Here is a 16,739-nt window from a genome sequence, read left to right as displayed (position 1 = left end):
GCTGCTCAACCCCGCCCGACCAGCGACGCCATCACCGCTTTCTGCACGTGCAGACGGTTCTCGGCCTCGTCGATGGCGATGCAGGCGGGCGAATCCATCACCGCATCGGTGGCCTTGATGTTCCGGCGCAGCGGCAGGCAATGGCTGAACAAGCCGTGGTTGGTCAGCGCCATCTTCGCCTCGTCGACAATGAAGTGCTTGTTGGCCTCGCGGATCGGCTTCTCCTTGTCCCACTGGCCAAAGAACGGCAACGCGCCCCAGCTCTTGGCGTAGACCACGTCGGCGCCGGCGTAGGCTTCCTCGATGTCGTGGCTGACCTTCAGCGAACCGCCGTTCTGCTCGGCGTTCAGACGGCCAAACGCCATGTAGCGCTCGTCCAGCACATAGTCCGGCGTGGGGCACAAGAGGGTCACGTCCATACCCATCTTGGTGGCGATCAAGAGCGCCGAGTTCGCCACCGCAGTGTTCAGCGGCTTCGGATGGTAGGTCCAGGTCAGCACGTACTTCTTCCTGGTGAGGTCCCCCAGGTGTTCCTTCAGCGCCAACGCGTGGGCCAGCTCCTGGCAGGGGTGGGTGATCGTCTCCATGTTGACCACCGGCACCGTGGCGTACTGCGCGAACGCCTTGATCACCTTGTCCTGGCGGTCCACCGCCCAGTCCTGGAACTTCGGGAACGCGCGCACCGCGATCAGGTCGACGTAACGCGACAGCACCCGCGCCACCTCGGCGATGTGCTCCTCGGTGTCGCCGTCCATCACGCTGCCCACCTCGAACTCGATCGGCCACGCGTCCTTGCCCGGCGCCAGCACGATGGCATGGCCGCCCAGCTGGAACGCACCCAGCTCGAAGCTGGTGCGGGTGCGCATCGAGGGGTTGAAGAACAGCAGCGCGATCGACTTGCCGGCCAGTTGCTGGCCGCGCGGCGAGCGCTTGAACGCGGCGGCCTGCTCCAGCAGCGCGTCGATCTCGGCGCGGCTGTAATCCTGGGTGGTGATGAAGTGGCGAATGGTCATGCAAAGCTCCCAATCCAAAACACAAAAAACCCGGCGCAAGGGCCGGGTTTGTCGTCGATGCACAAGAAACGCGTGCGACTGCCTACCCGGCCGGATGTCGAATCATCGGTCGGCGCGCACGCGACGTCATGCCAGCGGCCGCGCGGGCGCTGGTGAGTACGGTGGCGGTATAGACGGCTGAAGACATGCGACGTTCCGGGTGACTGGCGGACATCATGGCGAGAATTTCGCTGCCATGCAACAAAAATCTGCAACGGATCAAGTGCCCGCCCGGCAGGCACCGACACCTGCAACAAAAATCGCCGCCCTCAGGGCGGCGAGATGGATGAGGGCCGGAGTTGGGGTCAATCCACCGGCGTAACGGAAACCCGCACACGCAGGCGCTCGCCCGGATCGTAGTCCAGCCGCGACATGTAGACCTCGCCGCGATAGCGGTACTCCACATCGTAGCCGATGATCCGGCGCTGCTCGGTAACGGTGTTGACCTCGCGGCACTGGGTCTGGGTGGTCTCGTAGTCGCGACCGCGCGCGCTGCGATTGCCGATCGCGCCACCGGCCACGGCACCGGCGACCGTCGCCGCCTTGCGCCCGTCGCCCTTGCCCACCGTGTTGCCCAGCACGCCGCCGATCACCGCGCCCAGCACCGTGCCGGCGGTGTTGTTGCCGCCTTCATGGCGCACCACCTGCTGGTCGTAGCATTCCTGCCGCGGCACGTTGGTGCGCGTCACGCCGTGGACCGGATCGGCGCGCAGCACGTCGGCCCAGCCGTAGTGGGCGTTGCCGTCATCGTTGGGATACGGCGCATTCTGCGCGTGCACGCCGGCCGCCATCATGGCCAGCGCCAACGCGAAAACCCATAACTTGACCATGACCTGCTCCCGTAATGCACGTTCCACGCCACGCGCGGACTGGCAGCATTGCAGCAAATTCACTATGAATACACGCTTAGGCAGGGCCGCTTTGTTCAGCCGTGGCGGCCGTTTGCCGCAGGTCTTTCGGCGTTACCTGCCGCCGGGCCCGACCAGGCGCCAGACAAGCCGGGGCGCGGCCCGCATCGCCGCTTGTTAAGATGCGCAACCTGCCCGCCCGACCGCCGACTCCCTCGCGGATGTGACCGATGCCGATTTCGCTCTACAACAGCCTGACGCGCCGTACCGAACCGTTTGCCCCGCTCGATCCCGCGCGCGTCACGATGTACCTGTGCGGGCCTACGGTCTACAACTACGTGCACATCGGCAACGCGCGTGGACCGGTGGTGTTCGACGTGCTGGCACGGCTGCTGCGGCGGCACTACCCGCAGGTGGTTTACGCGCGCAACATCACCGACGTCGAGGACAAGATCAATGCCGCGGCGCTTGCCGAAGGCGTGCCGATCTCGAGCATCACCGAGCGCTACGCGCGCGCCTACCGCGAGGACATGGCCGGCCTGGGCATCGCGCCGCCGGACCTCGAACCGCACGCCACCGCACACATCGGCGCGATCATCGCGATGAACGAGGCACTCATCGCCGACGGCCACGCCTACGCCGCCGAAGGCCACGTGCTGTTCGACGTGGCCTCGTACCCCGACTACGGCGCGCTGTCCGGTCGCGACACCGAGGAATTGATCGCCGGGGCCCGCGTGGAGGTTGCGCCGTACAAGAAGAACCCCGCCGACTTCGTGCTGTGGAAACCCTCCACGCCCGAACTGCCCGGCTGGGACAGTCCGTGGGGCCGCGGCCGTCCCGGCTGGCACATCGAGTGCTCGGCGATGTGCGCCGCGCAACTGGGCGAGACGATCGACATCCACGCCGGTGGCGTCGACCTGCTGTTCCCGCATCACGAGAACGAGATCGCGCAATCCACCTGTGCGCACGGCGGCAAGACCTTCGCGCGCTGGTGGATGCACAACGGCATGCTCACCTTCGACGGCCGCAAGATGTCCAAGTCGCTGGGCAACGTGCTGCTGGTGCATGAGTTGTTGAAGCTCCACCCGCCGGAGGCGCTGCGCCTGCGTCTGCTCAGCGGCCACTACCGCCAGCCGCTGGACTGGTCCGATGGCGCCATCCAGCAGTCGGTCAGCACGCTCGACGGCTGGTACCGGGTGTTGCGCGACCTCGGTGACGTGGCGATCGACGCGGCGCAACTGCCCGTGCCGGCCGCGGTCGAGGCGGCGCTGTGCGACGACCTCAACACGCCCCAGGCGCTGGCCGAACTGGCGGTGCTTGCCGATGCCGCGCGCCAGCACGGCACCCCGGCGGCCAAGGCGGAGCTGCTCGGCGGCGGCGCGCTGCTCGGGTTGCTGCAACAGGATCCGGAAGCCTGGTTCAAGCATGCCGGCGGCACCGAAGTGGACGCCGCGCAGATCGAGGCGATGCTGGAATCGCGTCGCGCCGCCCGCAGCGCCCGAGACTTCGCCCGCGCCGATGCGATCCGCGACGAGCTGGCTGCGATGGGCGTGGTGATCGAGGATGGCGCGCAAGGCACGCGCTGGAGCATCGCCAAGGCTTGACGATCATGCAGGGGCGCACCCTGTGCGCGACGCTTTTCGCTGCGCAGCGAAGAACATCACCCACGGGGCGTGCCCCTGCGCATTTCATTTCCCGCCCTGCTCCGCGCGATAATGCGCGCATGAACGCCACCGCCACCCACAGCACTGACCAGGCCCAGCAGGAAATCGCCGAAGAGTTCGCCTTCCTCGGCGACTGGAGCGAGCGCTACCAGTACCTGATCGATCTCGGCCGGCAACTGCCGCCGTTCCCCGAGGAACGCAAGACCGATGCATGGCGCGTGCACGGCTGCCAGTCGATGGTGTGGCTGGTCCCCAGCGGAAACGCGGCCTGCATGCACTTCGAGGCCACCAGCGACTCCGCCATCGTCTCGGGCCTGATTGCCCTGGTGCTGCGGGTTTATTCCGATCGCTCAGCCGCCGAGATCGTCGCCACCGAGCCGGATTTCATTCAGGCGATCGGTCTGGCCAAACACCTGTCACCGACCCGCTCGAACGGCCTGACCGCGATGCTGGCCAAGCTGAAGGGATACGCTGCGGCAGCAGCCGGATAGAAGTGAGCAAAAAGCCCCGCTCGAAGCGGGGCTTTTTGCGGTGACGCGACTCACGCCCTGATCAGTCCCCCATCTGCTTCTGCAGATGTTCGCGACGCTCCTGTGCATCGAGCGAGAGCGTGGCGATCGGGCGCGCGTCGAGACGATCGACGCCGATCTCCTCGTCGGTCTCTTCGCAGAAACCATAGCTGCCCTCTTCGATCCGGCGCAACGCCTTGTCGATCTTGGAGATCAGCTTGCGGTAGCGATCGCGGGTGCGCAGCTCCAGCGAGTTTTCGGTCTCGCGGGTGGCCCGCTCGGCTTCGTCGCCGACGTCGCGCACTTCCTCGCGCAGGTTGTCCATGGTCTGGCGCGACTCTTCCACCAACTGCTCGCGCCATTCGCGCAGCTTGTTGCGGAAATAGGCCAGGTGCCGCGGATTCATGTACTCCTCGTCGCTGGACGGGCGATAGCCCTTGGGCAAGGAGATCGTGCTGGTGGAAGGCAATGCGTAGCGCCCGTCTTCACGGGTGACGCCGTTGTCGAGAGTTTTTGTTGCCAGTTTATTCATTGGGGACGATGAGTTCTTCGATTTCTTGTGGGAAGTGGCATGACGCCCGGGAGCACTGACCATGGCCGTGGCGCTGGCTACCTTGCCTTTGAAAAGCCTGCTCGCGGGCGAGGGGGAATGATGGTTCGCCGCGACCGGCTCCGGCCGCGCCGCGTGTGTTGCCGGCCTGTCTGCCGGCGCCGCCGGCTGGGTGGCCCTGCCATGCGTCGTCCTGGTCGCCGGCTTCTTTGCCGCGCCGCTTCGTGACGCCGCCTTGGCAGGGGCCTTGCGCGCTGCCGGCTTCTTCACGACGGGCTTGGCCACTGCCTTCCTGACTGGCGCCTTGGCTGCCGCCTTGCCTGACGAAGCCTTCTTCGCGGGAGCCTTCTTCACCGGAGCTTTCTTCGCGGCAACCTTCTTCACGGCGGCCTTCTTCACCGGCGCCTTCTTCGCGGCGGCCTTGCCCGCCGGTGCCTTGCTCTTGGTGATGCTCTTGCCTGCCGCGGCTTTCTTCATCGGGGCGCGAGCGGCCGGCTTGGTGGCCTTGGTGGACGTGGCTTTCTTCGGGGTGGCCTTGCTGGCGGTTTTCACAGCGGCCCGTGCCGGGGATTTGGCGGCAACCTTGCCCCGCCCCTTGCCCGCCGTCGGTTTCGACTTGTCAGCCGTGCTGCCGGCCTTGTTCGGCGTCTTGCCCTTGTGCGCCTTGGCGGCGGTCGAACTCGCTTTGGTCTTCGCCATATCCCTTCACCCTGATTGGCCTTGGGGGCCGCGTGTTATAGCCGATGCATTCAACACCGGCAAGCCTGCTTCTGGAATACTTGTACCACTACATGGCGCACGCCGCTTCGGTACCCGTGAATATCCCTGCCCGATTGATACTGTGGTTGCTGGCTTTGTACAAGCGCTGGCTCAGCCCCCTGCTTGGCCCCCGCTGCCGCTTCCACCCCAGTTGCTCCGATTATGCACGGATCGCGGTCATCCGCTTCGGTCCGTGGCGCGGCAGTCTGCTGGCCGCATGGCGATTGCTGCGCTGCCAGCCGCTGTGTACCGGCGGGGAGGATCCGGTGCCGGAACATTTTCATTTTGTGAGCTGCCGCAACCCCGACGCGCCGAGCGATCCGGATGCGCCGCACTCCCGCTGACGATCGCGCGGCCTAACCGATGGAACCGTAGCCGCCCTCCACGCCCTTGCTGGCGTAGGCAACGGCGTCGTGCGGGTGCAGGCTCTCCTGGTGTTCCACCCGAATGTGGAAATCGCCGAGGCGGTCGTCGGCATCGAGCGCCTTCTGGATACGCCGGGCGGCGTCCTCGCAGAACATCAGGTTGCTGCCGTTGGCCAGCGCGAAGGCCTGTTCGTCCTCGCGCTTTACCGCGGTCTGCACCGGCGTGCCGAGCGCGCTTTCGACCCGATCGATCAGCTCGACCAGGTGGAAGCCGGCGCCGGCCGCCGGGCGCACGCGCAGGCGCGCCACGCTGCGCTGGGCATGGGCGGCGGCCACGATGCCCTTCTCGCTGCCCAGCCACGCCAGCACCGCGGCGTGATCGAGCGTCTCGCCCGGCGCGAAATCGTGGATGAACTGGTCCTGGATCAACTGTCGCGAGAGCGCGGCCGAGGCCGGACAGGTCGAGGAATAGACCACCTCGGTGCCGAACTCGAGCAGGAACTGGTCGCCGACCAGGCTGGCCTCGATGCACACCGGATAGGCGCGCCAGCCACTGTTCGCGCTCTTCAGCGCCGGCCGGCGCACGAGATGTTCGAAATGGATGCTGAGGCAGGCGCGATCGGACAGATCCTGGTGCGAGTCGAGGAAGCCGCGCAGCAGCGAGCGCAGCATGTCGGCGCTCAAGGTCTGCGTGCCCAGTGCCTGCTCCACCTGCAGATAGAGCCGCGACATGTGGATGCCGCGCTTGTCCGGCCGCTTGAGGTTGACGAAGGCGCCGACACGGGCGCTGGAGCGTTGCGGCTGCCCATCACCCGCGTCGAACAACACCGGCACCTGGATCTCGGCCATGCCGACCCAATCCAGCGCGCCGGCAAGATGAGGTTGCGCGTGCACGGCAACATCGGGGAGCAGGCGGGCGGTGTTTTCCTGGTTCGGCATGGTGGGGATCCTGACATCGGCGCGACGAGCCGCCGCGAAACCGCCAATCTTGGGGCAAGACTGCCGCCTCACAATGGCGGCACCACGGAAACACTGCGTCTGCTCACGCAAAACTACCGCGCCTGACGCCGCCATGCACGGGCAGCGTGCCACGCCCGCCACGGCGTCGACCATGGCGTACGCGGCTGGCCGGCCCGCAGGGCGGCCAGTGCATCGGCAGCGTGCGAGGCGTGCTGCGCCAGCGCGCGGGCATGGCGCGACTCGACGGCACGAAACACGCTGAGCGGCCCGCCAAGCGCGTCAGCGGCGCGCCAGTCACCCAGCAAGTCATCGAGTTGGGCGGTAATCGCCTGCTGCCTGGCCGGACCGGGCTTGCTCAGCTGTGCGCGATCCAGGCCGTGGCGCGCCAGCCGCGCCATCGGCAGCGGCAGGCGGTCGCGTTCGGCATCCGCCTCAAGGTGCAACAGGGCATGCAGCAGATGGTTGAGTACGGCAATCCTGGCGGCGCGTCCGGACGAGGCCGCCGCACCGTACCACCACGCCGTCTCCAGCGCGGCCAGCGCGCCATGCAGCGGCATCGCCGCCTGCAGCTGGCCGGCGTAATCGGCCGCCGTGCCCTGCTCCAGCTGCGCCATCGCCGCCAGTACCGGCGCCACCCACAGTTCGGTGGCGATCGCGTGGCCGCGTTCGTCGTCGAACAGCACCTGGGTGAGCGGATGCCGCCCGCCGCTGGACGCCGCACCGGCCAGTTCCTCCGCCCACCAGCCGAGCTTGGCGGCCGCCACCTGCGGCTCGCGGATGCCGTAGGCCGCGCTCAGCAGCTCCTGCTCCAGCGCGGCCAGTGCCACGTGGCCCGGGTGACGGTGGCCGTCGACGAAGGCCAGTGCCACGCGCTGCTGCGGCTGCGCGGCCAGCCATTTGTCGATGAAGCCCTGCAACACCGCGTTCTGTCCAGTCTGTTCGCTCATGCCGTCGCCGGTTCCAGTTGCAGCAGCGCGGCCAGTGCGGCGGGGTGATCGAGCACGACATCGGCGTCCCAGGCATGCGGGTCACCGCCGTCGAGGTAGCCCCAGCTCGCGGCCACGGTGAACAGGCCCGCCGCTGTGCCGGCCTGCACGTCGCGGCGGTCGTCGCCGACGAACAGACACTGGCCCGGCACCAGTCCCGCGCGTTCGCAGGCCAGCAGCACCGGGGCAGGGTCGGGCTTCTTCACCGGCAGGGTGTCGCCGCACACCACCGCGGCGGCGCGCGTGGACCAGCCGATCCGGCGCAGCAATTCGTCGGTCAGGAACGCCGCCTTGTTGGTGACGATGCCCCAGCGCAGGCCACGCGCCTCTAGCCGCGTCAGCAGGTCGTCGACCCCGTCGAAGGCACGCGTGTCGCGGGCCATCAGCTGCTCGTAAAGTTGCAGGTAACGGGGCACCAGCGCCTCGATGGCCGCCTCGCCGCGCGAGGCGAAGGCGCAGCGCAACACCGCACGGGCGCCACGCGAGACCACCTCGCGCACCGGCGCGTAGGCGGGCGATGCCACGCCTTCCTCGGCGCACTGCTCCTGCAACGCGGCATACAGATCGGGCGCGCTGTCCAGCAAGGTGCCATCGAGATCGAACAGGACGCCGGAAACGGATGAAGGCAGCAGCTTGCTCATGCCGGCTTGTATGCGCAAAGCACGTAATTGACCGCCGTGAGCGTGCTCAGGCGCGCCTCGCGGCGGAACGGGTTGTAGGCCAGTCCGCTGACGTCCTCCAGCTCCAGGCCGGCACCGCGCAGCAGCCGCGACAGCTCGGAAGGCTTGAGGAACTGCGCGTAGTGATGCGTCCCGCGCGGAAGCATGCGCAGCAGGTACTCGGCACCCAGGATCGCCGCACCGAAGGCTGCCGGCGTGCGGTTGATGGTGGACATGAACAGCCGCCCGCCGGGCCTGAGCATCGCGGCCAGGTCGGTGACCAACGCCGCCGGATCGGGCACGTGCTCGATCAGCTCCATGCAGCACACCACGTCGAATGCCGCCGGCTCGGCAGTCGCCAGCTCGGCGGAGGACTGTACCCGGTAATCGACCTGCAGGCTCGACTCGTGCAGGTGCAGTCGCGCGATGTCGATCACCTTCTCGCCCAGGTCGATGCCGGTGACACGCGCCCCGGCGCGGGCCAGCGATTCGCTGAGCAGGCCGCCGCCGCAACCGACATCGGCCACGCGCACGCCGCGCAGATCAGCGCGCGCTGCGATGTAGGCCGTGCGCACCGGATTGAGGTCGTGCAGCGGCCGCGATTCGCCGTCAGGGTCCCACCAGCGGGCCGCCAACAGGTCGAAGCGGGCGATTTCGGCGGGGCTGACGTTGGCGGCAGTCATGTTCGGGTCCACGTTGAATCCATGAATTTATCGAAAAGTGCGGCCATGGATGAGCGCAAGGATCAATGCGCCAGCCACTCGTGCACCGTGATGTCCCAACCGCCACTCACATGCGCGGGATCCTGGTGCACCAACGCCGTCGCCTCGGCGAGATCGGCGGCGTGCAGCAGGTAGGCACCACCGGATTTGTCGCTGAAGCCGCCGGACAGCTGCACCCTGCCCTCGCCGCGCAAGCGCTCCAGGTACGCCAGGTGCAGCGGCACCACGGCGGGATCGAGTTGCGGCCGGCGAATCAGCAAGACCAGATAATGATTCATCGAAAATTCCCACTTTACATCGGTGAGGCCATGGCGATCCGGGAAACCGGGAGCCGGCGCTCAGGCCGCAACGATCCGCTCACGCCAGGCACGCGTGCGCGCGAGGATCGCTGCGGTGTCCATGCCGATCAGCTCGCGCGCGGCCAGCTTGCGGCGCCCGGCGATCCACACGTCGGTGACCTGCTGGCGGTTGCAGGCGTAGACCAGTTGCGAGGCGACGTGGTACAGCGGCTGGGTTTCCAGGTCGCTCAGGCGCACGGCAGCCAGGTCGGCCTGCTTGCCGGGTTCGATCGAGCCGATGCTTGCTTCCAGCCCGATCGCACGCGCGCCGTCGAGCGTCGCCGCACGCAGCGCGAACGCGGCGTCGAAGGCGGCGGCATCCTGCGCCACCGCCTTGGCCAGCTGCGCCGCGGTGCGCATCTCGCCGAACATGTCCAGGTCGTTGTTGGAGGCACAACCGTCGGTGCCGATCGCCAGGTTCACGCCGGCGCGCCGGAACTGCTCCGCCGGGCAGAAGCCGGAGGCGAGCTTGAGATTGGATTCCGGACAATGCACCACCGAGACGCCCGCGCTGGCGCAGGCGGCGATCTCGCCTTCGGTGACCTGGGTCATGTGCACCGCGATCAGGCGGTCGTTGACCAGGCCCAGCCGCTGCAGGCGCTGGAACGGGCGCAGCCCGCTCTTCTTCTTTTCTTCCTCGATCTCGTGCGCGGTCTCGTGCAGGTGCAGGTGCACCGGGATGTCGAGCTGGTCGGATTGCAGCCGGATCCGCTCGAAGCTTTCGTCAGAGACCGTGTACGGCGCATGCGGCGCGAACGCGGTGCTGACCAGCGGATCGCTGCGGAAGCTGTCGTGCACTTCGCCGGCGCGCGCGAAATACTCGTCCTGGCTGGTCGCCCAGGCGGTGGGGAACTCGATCACCGGCAGGCCCACCACCGCGCGGAAACCCAGCTTGCGATAAGTCGCGCCGATCACGTCGGGGAAGAAATAGTTCTCGTTGGCGCAGGTGGTGCCGCCGCGCAGCATCTCGGCGACAGCCAGTTCGACGCCGTCGCGCACGAACTCCGGCCCGATCACCTTGGCCTCGGCCGGCCAGATGTGCTGCTGCAGCCAGACCATCAGCGGCAGGTCGTCAGCGAGACCACGCAGCAGGGTCATCGGGTTGTGGGTGTGGCTGTTGACCAGGCCGGGGATCAGCGCGTGCTCGCCCAGCTCGACGCGCTCGCGCGGCGCGTAGGCGGCGCGGGCGGCGGCGATCGGCAGCAACGCCAAGATGTTCCCGCCGTCGATCGCCACGGCGTGGTTTTCCAGCACCACCGCATGCGGCTCGATGGGCACCACCCAGCGCGCCTCGATCAGCAGGTCGATGGGGTGCGGCGTGGTCTGGCTCATCGTTCGCTCATTCCATGGTCGATCTTGATACGACAAGGGGCGGTACCTTGCGGTCGCCGCCCCTTCGAATCGTGCACCAGCATAAGGCTGGTGCCGCTTTGCAACAGCGGGGCTGGTCATCCGGCCCCCTCGCCGTTGCCTGAGCGCAAAGGGCTTTGCGTGCTTCGCACGAGTGCTGCACTGGATCCCTGCCTTCGCAGGGATGACGTATCGGCAAAGCCGCGCGCAAGCACGCAGGCCGATACGTCACTTGACGCGGCTGTCGTATTCGCCGGTACGGGTGTCGACCTTGATCACTTCGTCTTGGCCGACGAACAGCGGCACGCGCACCACGGCACCGGTTTCCAGCGTGGCCGGCTTGCCGCCACCGCCGGAGGTGTCGCCGCGCACACCGGGGTCGGTCTCGACGATCTTGAGCTCGACGAACTTCGGCGCCTGCACCGCCACGATGTTGCCGTTGAACAGGGTGACCACGCACTCCTCTTCGCCCTTGAGCCACTTCCACGCATCGCCCATCGCGGCCTGTGTCGCCGGCACCATCTCGAACGTTTCCATGTTCATGAAGTGCCACAGACGATCCTTGCCGATGCCGTCGATGAAGGACAGCTGCATGTCGGTGTCGGTGACGTCGGCCTCCTCGAACGAGTCGCTGGACTTCAGCGTCTGTTCGGTGGTGCGGCCGTCCTTCAGGTTGCGGATGCGGATGCGGGTGAACGCCTGGCCCTTGCCCGGCTTGATGAAGTCGGCCTCGGTGATGATCCAGGGATCGCCGTTGTGGAGGATCTTCTTGCCCGTCTTGACGTCGTTGAGGCCGAGGGTCGCCATGCGCTGTCTGCTCCAAAGGTAAAACCGTCCCCCAGGACGGCTAAAATGGGTATCTTTTCACGGGCCAAGAGGCCCGCCCAAGGCTCTCCATGATAACCGCAAGCCCCAGTGCCCGCCTATCGTCGCCTGCAACCGACTGGCGCGAGCCATGGCGCAACGCCATCACCGACCCGGCCGAACTGCTGCAGGCGGTGGGCCTGGGCGACCGCACCGACCTGCTGCCGCCGGACGACGCCGGTTTCGCCCTGCGCGTGCCGCGCGGTTTCGTGGCGCGCATGCGGCGCGGCGACCCGCGCGACCCGCTGCTACTGCAGGTGTTGCCCCAGCGCGCCGAGCACGACCGGGTCGCCGGCTTCACCCTTGACGCCGTGGGCGACCTCTCGGCCAAGGCCGGCCACGGCATGCTGCACAAGTACGAGGGGCGCGCGCTGCTGATCGCCAGCGGCAGCTGTGCGGTGAACTGCCGCTACTGCTTCCGTCGGCACTTCCCCTACGGCGAGGAGATTGCAGCCGCATCGCACTGGCGCGAGCCGCTGGAGCGGCTGCGCGCCGACCCGTCGATCCGCGAACTGATCCTGTCCGGCGGCGACCCGCTGTCGCTGGTCACGCCCAAGCTGGAGGAGCTGACCCGTGGCCTGGCCGAGCTGCCACAGGTGATCCGCCTGCGCATCCACACGCGATTGCCGGTCGTGCTGCCCGAGCGGGTCGACGACGCCCTGCTGGCCTGGCTGGCCGGCCTCCCGCTGCAGAAAGTCGTGGTGCTGCACGCCAACCACGCCAACGAGCTCGATGCCAGCGTCGACGCGGCCTGTGCCGCCTTGCGCGGCACCGGCGCGACGCTGCTGAACCAGTCCGTGCTGCTGCGCGGCGTCAACGATGACGCCGACGCGCTCGCCGACCTTTCCGAGCGCCTGTTCGCCGCCGGCGTGCTGCCCTATTACCTGCACCAGCTGGACCGGGTCCACGGCACCGCCCATTTCGAGGTGGCCGACGACACCGCGCTGGCCCTGCTGGATGCCCTGCGCGCGCGCCTGCCCGGCTACCTGGTGCCGCGGCTGGTGCGCGAGGTGGCGGGCGACCCGGCCAAGCGACCGTTGTGAGCCGCCGGCACCCGGGCCCGGACCTGCCGCAGCGGTGGCGAGCGACAGCGGAATCCGCTACAAACACTCATTGCCATCGACCATGCGGACCCGTCTCGGGCGCCCGCCCTGCCCGGAACCCACGTCGCACCCCATGAAAAAAGACTTCGTCATCAAGATCCTGTTCGTGGAAAACTCCCTCGAGGAGGCCGAGCAGATCATCAGCCTGATGCGCAACAGCGGCATCGCGGTGCGTCCGGCGCGCGCCACCAACATCGAGCAGGTGCGCTCGGCGGTGGCCGAGCTGGAACCTGACGTGGTGATGTTCGATCCGTCGGTCACCGATGTCGGCCTGGACGAAACCATGGGCGTGATGGAGGCCTCCGGCCGCGACTTCGCCTTGGTCGGTCTGGTCACCAACATGGACAGCGAGCTGGTCGCCGACCTGTTCGTCCACGGTGCCCGCGGCGTGGCCTCGCGCAACCACCCGAAGCAGCTCATCGCGGTGCTGAAACGCGAATTCGAATCCCTGCATACCCGCCGCCAGGTGCGCTGGCTGCATACCGCGCTGCGCGAAACCGAGCGTCGCTGCGACGCCCTGCTCGACTCCTCCACCGATGCGATCGCGTATGTGCACGAGGGCATGCACGTGCGCGCCAACCAGGCCTACCTCGACACCTTCGGCTACGAGAGTTTCGACGATCTGCTCGGCATGCCGCTGCTGGACATGATCGACTCGGCCAACGCCGAGGAGATGAAGGCCCTGTTGCGCGGCCAGGCCCACCAGGGCAAGTTCCCCGCCCAGCTCCCGCTGCGCGCGCGGCGTGCCGACGACAGCCGCTTCGATGCCACGGTGGAGTTCGCCCCGGCCACCTTCGAGGGCGAACGCTGCCTGCAGATCGTGTTCCGCCGCCAGGTGGTCGACCCGGCCGTGCTGGAGCAGTTGCAGCGCGATCCGGTCACCGGCTTGTACAACCGCCAGCACATGCTGGCGTGCATCGACGACGCAGTGACCGAGGCGGCCAAGGGCAAGAAGGGCCAGTCGCTGCTGCTGATCGAACCGGACAATTGGGCCTCGCTGGTCAACGGCATCGGTCTGGGCAAGACCGACGAGCTGCTGGCCGGCTTCGCCGGGCGCATCCGCATGCTGCTGGGCTCCACCGACATCGCCGGCATGCTCGCCGAGCACACCTTCGGGGTGACCCTGGATTCGCGCTCGGACGAGGCGATCCGCGAATGGATCGCCAAGCTGCAGCACAGCGTCAGCAGCGAAATCTTCGATGTCGGCACGCGCTCGGTAACGGTCACCGCCAGCGTGGGCGGCAGCCTGCTCGGCGAAAAGAACGCCAACAGCGAACTCCTCCTCAACCAGGCCAGCCACGCCTTGCGCACCGCGCAGAACCTGGGCGGCAGCCAGGTCGAACTGCACGATCCGGCGGCGCGGGAGAAGGCCGACGAGGAGCGCGAGCGCTACTGGCTGGACCTGCTGCAACAGGCCCTGGCCAGCAACGGCCTGGTGCTGTACCACCAGCAGACGATCAGCCTGCAGGACGCCGAGGGCGAGTTCTCCGAGATCCTGCTGCGCATGAACGGCCCGCAGGGCGAGGTGCTGCCGGGGTTCTTCATGCCGATCGCCGAGAAGCACAACCTCACCGGCGCGATCGACCGCTGGGTGCTCGACCAGGCCATTCGCATCCTGCAGGCACGCGAACCGCAGGGGCAGCCGACCACGTTCTTCATCAAGCTCACCGCCGCCTCGCTGCAGGACGACAGCCTGCTGCCCTGGCTGAAGGAGCGCCTGGGCAAGGCGCGACTGAAACACGGCCGCCTGGTGCTGGAGATGACCGAAAGCAAGGTGATGACCCTGCTGCGACCCGCGCAGGAGTTCGTCAACACCTGGAAGAAGATGGGTGGCGGCTTCGCGCTGGAACAGTTCGGCTCGGGCCTGAACTCGTTCCAGCTGCTGAACCACATCGACGCCGACTACCTCAAGATCGACCGCAGCCACATGGCCGACCTGCCGCAGCACGCCGACAGCCAGAAGAAGGTCGCCGAGATCTGCCAGCAGGCGCACGAGCTGAAGCGCCTGACGATCGCCGAATGGGTCGAGGATGCCACCAGCACGTCGCTGCTGTTCGCCTGCGGCGTCGACTTCGTGCAGGGCAACTTCCTGCAGGTACCGCAGCGGCTGGAGTGAATGCCGTTTCGGGATTCGGGAACCGCAGGAACATCAGGCGGCTTTCGCCGAATGGCCGAGGCACACAAAAAAACCCCGCGGATCGCTCCGCGGGGTTTTTCATGCAGCCTTCGCAGCGCGAGGATTACTCGGCAGCGGCGGCAGCGGCGGCCTTGGCATTCGCCTTGGCGGCGGCAGCGGCGGCGATGTCTTCCTTGATGCGGGCGGCCTTGCCTTCCAGGCCACGCAGGTAATACAGCTTGGCGCCGCGGACCTTGCCCTTGCGCTTGACCGACACCGAGTCGATGGCCGGGCTGTGCGCCTGGAACACGCGCTCCACGCCGGTGCCATGCGAAATCTTGCGCACGGTGAAGGCCGAATGCAGGCCGCGGCTGCGCTTGGCGATGACGATGCCCTCGAACGCCTGCACGCGCTCGCGGTTGCCTTCCTTCACCTTCACGTTGACCACCACGGTGTCGCCGGGGCCGAAGTCCGGCAGCTGGCGGGTGATCTGCTCGGATTCGAACTGTTCAATGATCTTGTTCATGGCGCACCTGTCGGTTCACTTTTGCGATATCAAGGCTGCGGCCGTCACTCGACCGCATCGTCTTGCCGTGTCGGCTGCCCGGAGGCATGTTCACGGCGAAATTCATCCAGCAAGGCCCGGGATGCCGCATCCAGCCCATGCTGTGACAACAAGTCCGGACGGCGCAGCCAGGTGCGTCCCAGCGATTGCTTGAGGCGCCAGCGGGCAATGGCCGCATGGTCGCCGGACAGCAGCACTGCCGGTACTTCACCCAGCGCATCCCGCACCGGTTTTCCATAATGCGGACAATCCAGCAGGCCATCCGAGAATGAATCCTGCTCGGCGGACTGCGCGTCGTTCAACGCGCCATCCTGCAAGCGCCCCACCGCGTCGATGATCACCGCCGCGGCAAGCTCGCCACCAGACAGCACATAATCGCCGATGGAAAGCTCCTCGTCGACCTCGTGCGCCAGCAGACGCTCGTCCACACCTTCGTAACGTCCGCAGAGCAGGCCGATGCGCGGCAGTTTCGCCAGCGCCTCCACCCTGCCCTGCGTCAGCCGCGCTCCCTGCGGACTGAGATAAACCAGATGCACCGGTTCCGGTGCCGCCTCGCGCATCGCCTTCAAGGTGGTGCGCAAGGGCTCGATCATCATCACCATGCCGGGACCGCCGCCGTACGAGCTGCTGTCCACGCTGCGGTGCCTGTCGGTGGCGTAGTCGCGCGGGTTCCAGGTTTCCACCTGCAGCAACTCGCGTTGCTGCGCGCGTCCCACCACACCGACGGCGGCGCACTGGCGCACGAAGTCGGGAAACAGGCTGACGACGTCGATGCGCATGATCCTGGATCCTCTGCCCACAACCCGGGGACGTCAGAACTCGGGATCCCAGTCCACCACCATGCGCCCTGCGGACAAGTCCACCGAACGCACATACGAACCCTGGACGAAGGGGATCAGCCGCTCGCGCGTACCGTCCCTGACCACCACGACATCGTTGGCACCGGTGGCGAACAGGTGACTGACCCGTCCCAGCTCCACGTTGTCCGTGGTGACGACCTCAAGTCCTTCGAGATCGACCCAGTAATACTCATCCTTCGCCGGAGCAGGCAGTTGTTCGCGGGCGACATGAATGTCGAGACCGATCAGCGCTGCTGCCTGATCCCGGTCGTCCACGCCGGGCAGCTGCGCCACCATGCCCTTGCCCTGCGGCCGACCCTTTACTCCCGAGACCTGCATTTCCGTGCCGGGCGCTGCACCGAGCAGCCACGGCTGGTAATCGAAGATCCGCATGCGCGGCTCGGCGAAGGATTCGATCTTCAGCCAGCCCTGCACGCCGTACAGCCCGACGATGCGCCCGATCAGCACGCGCCGACCGGTTGCCACGCCA

At 67.3% G+C, this 16,739-nt stretch carries 18 protein-coding genes; 5 read left to right on the top strand and 13 right to left on the bottom strand.

What is annotated here, in order from left to right; translation table 11 throughout:
- Positions 1–5 precede the first annotated feature (5 nt).
- Entirely contained in the window at positions 6–1,013 is a 1,008-nt protein-coding gene (locus B1991_RS09080) for an N-acetylornithine carbamoyltransferase (protein WP_136258404.1), read from the bottom strand.
- Positions 1,014–1,357: 344 nt separating this feature from the next.
- Positions 1,358–1,882, bottom strand: a complete 525-nt coding sequence (locus B1991_RS09075; RefSeq protein WP_136258403.1) for a glycine zipper 2TM domain-containing protein — start codon at positions 1,880–1,882, stop codon at positions 1,358–1,360.
- A 248-nt stretch (positions 1,883–2,130) separates the two neighbouring features.
- On the opposite strand from B1991_RS09075, the gene cysS reads away from it, so the two are divergent.
- Together cysS and B1991_RS09065 are read left to right on the top strand one after the other, a co-directional pair.
- Positions 2,131–3,504 (top strand): cysteine--tRNA ligase, encoded by a 1,374-nt coding sequence (gene cysS, locus B1991_RS09070; RefSeq protein ID WP_136258402.1) that lies wholly within the window; start codon positions 2,131–2,133, stop codon positions 3,502–3,504.
- A 119-nt stretch (positions 3,505–3,623) separates the two neighbouring features.
- Entirely contained in the window at positions 3,624–4,055 is a 432-nt protein-coding gene (locus tag B1991_RS09065) for a SufE family protein (protein WP_136258401.1), read from the top strand.
- A gap of 61 nt (positions 4,056–4,116) precedes the next feature.
- Here B1991_RS09065 and dksA read toward each other — a convergent pair whose 3' ends face one another.
- A complete protein-coding gene (gene dksA / locus B1991_RS18640; protein ID WP_168709607.1) occupies positions 4,117–5,322 on the bottom strand; it encodes an RNA polymerase-binding protein DksA in 1,206 nt (401 codons plus the stop codon).
- A 92-nt stretch (positions 5,323–5,414) separates the two neighbouring features.
- Here dksA and yidD point away from each other — a divergent pair, with 92 nt between their 5' ends.
- On the top strand, positions 5,415–5,726 hold the full coding sequence (gene yidD, locus B1991_RS09055; RefSeq protein ID WP_136258480.1) for a membrane protein insertion efficiency factor YidD: 312 nt from the start codon (positions 5,415–5,417) through the stop codon (positions 5,724–5,726).
- 12 nt (positions 5,727–5,738) lie between these two features.
- Here the strand turns inward: yidD and folE2 are convergent, their stop codons facing one another.
- The 7 genes from folE2 to efp all read right to left on the bottom strand — a co-directional run bounded on the left by folE2 (position 5,739) and on the right by efp (position 11,569).
- Positions 5,739–6,686, bottom strand: coding sequence for a GTP cyclohydrolase FolE2 (gene folE2, locus B1991_RS09050; RefSeq protein ID WP_136258400.1), 948 nt, complete (start codon positions 6,684–6,686; stop codon positions 5,739–5,741).
- A 113-nt stretch (positions 6,687–6,799) separates the two neighbouring features.
- Complete coding sequence (locus B1991_RS09045; protein ID WP_136258399.1) at positions 6,800–7,654, bottom strand: phytoene synthase; 855 nt, start codon at positions 7,652–7,654, stop codon at positions 6,800–6,802.
- Positions 7,651–8,334, bottom strand: coding sequence for a phosphoglycolate phosphatase (gene gph, locus B1991_RS09040; RefSeq protein ID WP_136258398.1), 684 nt, complete (start codon positions 8,332–8,334; stop codon positions 7,651–7,653). Before gph ends, B1991_RS09045 begins: the two co-directional genes overlap by 4 nt.
- Positions 8,331–9,035 (bottom strand): bifunctional 2-polyprenyl-6-hydroxyphenol methylase/3-demethylubiquinol 3-O-methyltransferase UbiG, encoded by a 705-nt coding sequence (gene ubiG / locus B1991_RS09035; RefSeq protein ID WP_136258397.1) that lies wholly within the window; start codon positions 9,033–9,035, stop codon positions 8,331–8,333. Before ubiG ends, gph begins: the two co-directional genes overlap by 4 nt.
- Positions 9,036–9,097: 62 nt before the next feature.
- Positions 9,098–9,352, bottom strand: coding sequence for a YciI family protein (locus B1991_RS09030; protein WP_136258396.1), 255 nt, complete (start codon positions 9,350–9,352; stop codon positions 9,098–9,100).
- Between the two features lie 60 nt (positions 9,353–9,412).
- Positions 9,413–10,744, bottom strand: coding sequence for a TRZ/ATZ family hydrolase (locus B1991_RS09025; protein ID WP_136258395.1), 1,332 nt, complete (start codon positions 10,742–10,744; stop codon positions 9,413–9,415).
- Positions 10,745–10,990: 246 nt separating this feature from the next.
- Positions 10,991–11,569, bottom strand: coding sequence for an elongation factor P (efp, locus tag B1991_RS09020; RefSeq protein ID WP_136258394.1), 579 nt, complete (start codon positions 11,567–11,569; stop codon positions 10,991–10,993).
- A gap of 89 nt (positions 11,570–11,658) precedes the next feature.
- Between efp and epmB the strand changes: the two genes are divergently transcribed.
- Positions 11,659–12,669, top strand: a complete 1,011-nt coding sequence (epmB, locus tag B1991_RS09015; protein ID WP_136258393.1) for an EF-P beta-lysylation protein EpmB — start codon at positions 11,659–11,661, stop codon at positions 12,667–12,669.
- A 133-nt stretch (positions 12,670–12,802) separates the two neighbouring features.
- Entirely contained in the window at positions 12,803–14,845 is a 2,043-nt protein-coding gene (locus B1991_RS09010) for an EAL domain-containing protein (protein ID WP_136258392.1), read from the top strand.
- Positions 14,846–14,969: 124 nt separating this feature from the next.
- Here the strand turns inward: B1991_RS09010 and rplS are convergent, their stop codons facing one another.
- The 3 genes from rplS to rimM are packed head-to-tail and all read right to left on the bottom strand — an operon-like array spanning position 14,970 to position 16,735.
- Positions 14,970–15,371 carry a 50S ribosomal protein L19 gene (rplS, locus tag B1991_RS09005; protein WP_136258391.1) on the bottom strand — a complete coding sequence of 134 codons (402 nt, stop codon included), beginning with the start codon at positions 15,369–15,371 and terminating at the stop codon, positions 14,970–14,972.
- A 44-nt stretch (positions 15,372–15,415) separates the two neighbouring features.
- On the bottom strand, positions 15,416–16,189 hold the full coding sequence (trmD, locus tag B1991_RS09000) for a tRNA (guanosine(37)-N1)-methyltransferase TrmD (RefSeq protein ID WP_136258390.1): 774 nt from the start codon (positions 16,187–16,189) through the stop codon (positions 15,416–15,418).
- Between the two features lie 33 nt (positions 16,190–16,222).
- Positions 16,223–16,735 carry a ribosome maturation factor RimM gene (gene rimM / locus B1991_RS08995; RefSeq protein WP_136258389.1) on the bottom strand — a complete coding sequence of 171 codons (513 nt, stop codon included), beginning with the start codon at positions 16,733–16,735 and terminating at the stop codon, positions 16,223–16,225.
- Positions 16,736–16,739 lie beyond the last annotated feature (4 nt).

The organism is Rhodanobacter lindaniclasticus, from assembly GCF_004799035.1.
Classification (GTDB): domain Bacteria; phylum Pseudomonadota; class Gammaproteobacteria; order Xanthomonadales; family Rhodanobacteraceae; genus Rhodanobacter; species Rhodanobacter lindaniclasticus.
Note: the sequence above shows the minus strand (reverse complement) of the source record. Positions and strands in the feature narration are given on the sequence as shown.

Excerpts from the sequence above, each read along its gene's own strand:
- B1991_RS09010 (WP_136258392.1), top strand. The coding sequence starts at position 12,803 with ATGAAAAAAGACTTCGTCATCAAGATCCTGTTCGTGGAAAACTCCCTC.
- B1991_RS09075 (WP_136258403.1), bottom strand. The coding sequence starts at position 1,882 with ATGGTCAAGTTATGGGTTTTCGCGTTGGCGCTGGCCATGATGGCGGCC.
- gph (WP_136258398.1), bottom strand. The coding sequence starts at position 8,334 with ATGAGCAAGCTGCTGCCTTCATCCGTTTCCGGCGTCCTGTTCGATCTC.
- epmB (WP_136258393.1), top strand. The coding sequence starts at position 11,659 with ATGATAACCGCAAGCCCCAGTGCCCGCCTATCGTCGCCTGCAACCGAC.
- ubiG (WP_136258397.1), bottom strand. The coding sequence starts at position 9,035 with ATGACTGCCGCCAACGTCAGCCCCGCCGAAATCGCCCGCTTCGACCTG.
- efp (WP_136258394.1), bottom strand. The coding sequence starts at position 11,569 with ATGGCGACCCTCGGCCTCAACGACGTCAAGACGGGCAAGAAGATCCTC.
- cysS (WP_136258402.1), top strand. The coding sequence starts at position 2,131 with ATGCCGATTTCGCTCTACAACAGCCTGACGCGCCGTACCGAACCGTTT.
- rplS (WP_136258391.1), bottom strand. The coding sequence starts at position 15,371 with ATGAACAAGATCATTGAACAGTTCGAATCCGAGCAGATCACCCGCCAG.
- B1991_RS09045 (WP_136258399.1), bottom strand. The coding sequence starts at position 7,654 with ATGAGCGAACAGACTGGACAGAACGCGGTGTTGCAGGGCTTCATCGAC.
- folE2 (WP_136258400.1), bottom strand. The coding sequence starts at position 6,686 with ATGCCGAACCAGGAAAACACCGCCCGCCTGCTCCCCGATGTTGCCGTG.
- trmD (WP_136258390.1), bottom strand. The coding sequence starts at position 16,189 with ATGCGCATCGACGTCGTCAGCCTGTTTCCCGACTTCGTGCGCCAGTGC.
- yidD (WP_136258480.1), top strand. The coding sequence starts at position 5,415 with ATGGCGCACGCCGCTTCGGTACCCGTGAATATCCCTGCCCGATTGATA.
- B1991_RS09030 (WP_136258396.1), bottom strand. The coding sequence starts at position 9,352 with ATGAATCATTATCTGGTCTTGCTGATTCGCCGGCCGCAACTCGATCCC.
- B1991_RS09025 (WP_136258395.1), bottom strand. The coding sequence starts at position 10,744 with ATGAGCCAGACCACGCCGCACCCCATCGACCTGCTGATCGAGGCGCGC.
- B1991_RS09080 (WP_136258404.1), bottom strand. The coding sequence starts at position 1,013 with ATGACCATTCGCCACTTCATCACCACCCAGGATTACAGCCGCGCCGAG.
- B1991_RS09065 (WP_136258401.1), top strand. The coding sequence starts at position 3,624 with ATGAACGCCACCGCCACCCACAGCACTGACCAGGCCCAGCAGGAAATC.
- dksA (WP_168709607.1), bottom strand. The coding sequence starts at position 5,322 with ATGGCGAAGACCAAAGCGAGTTCGACCGCCGCCAAGGCGCACAAGGGC.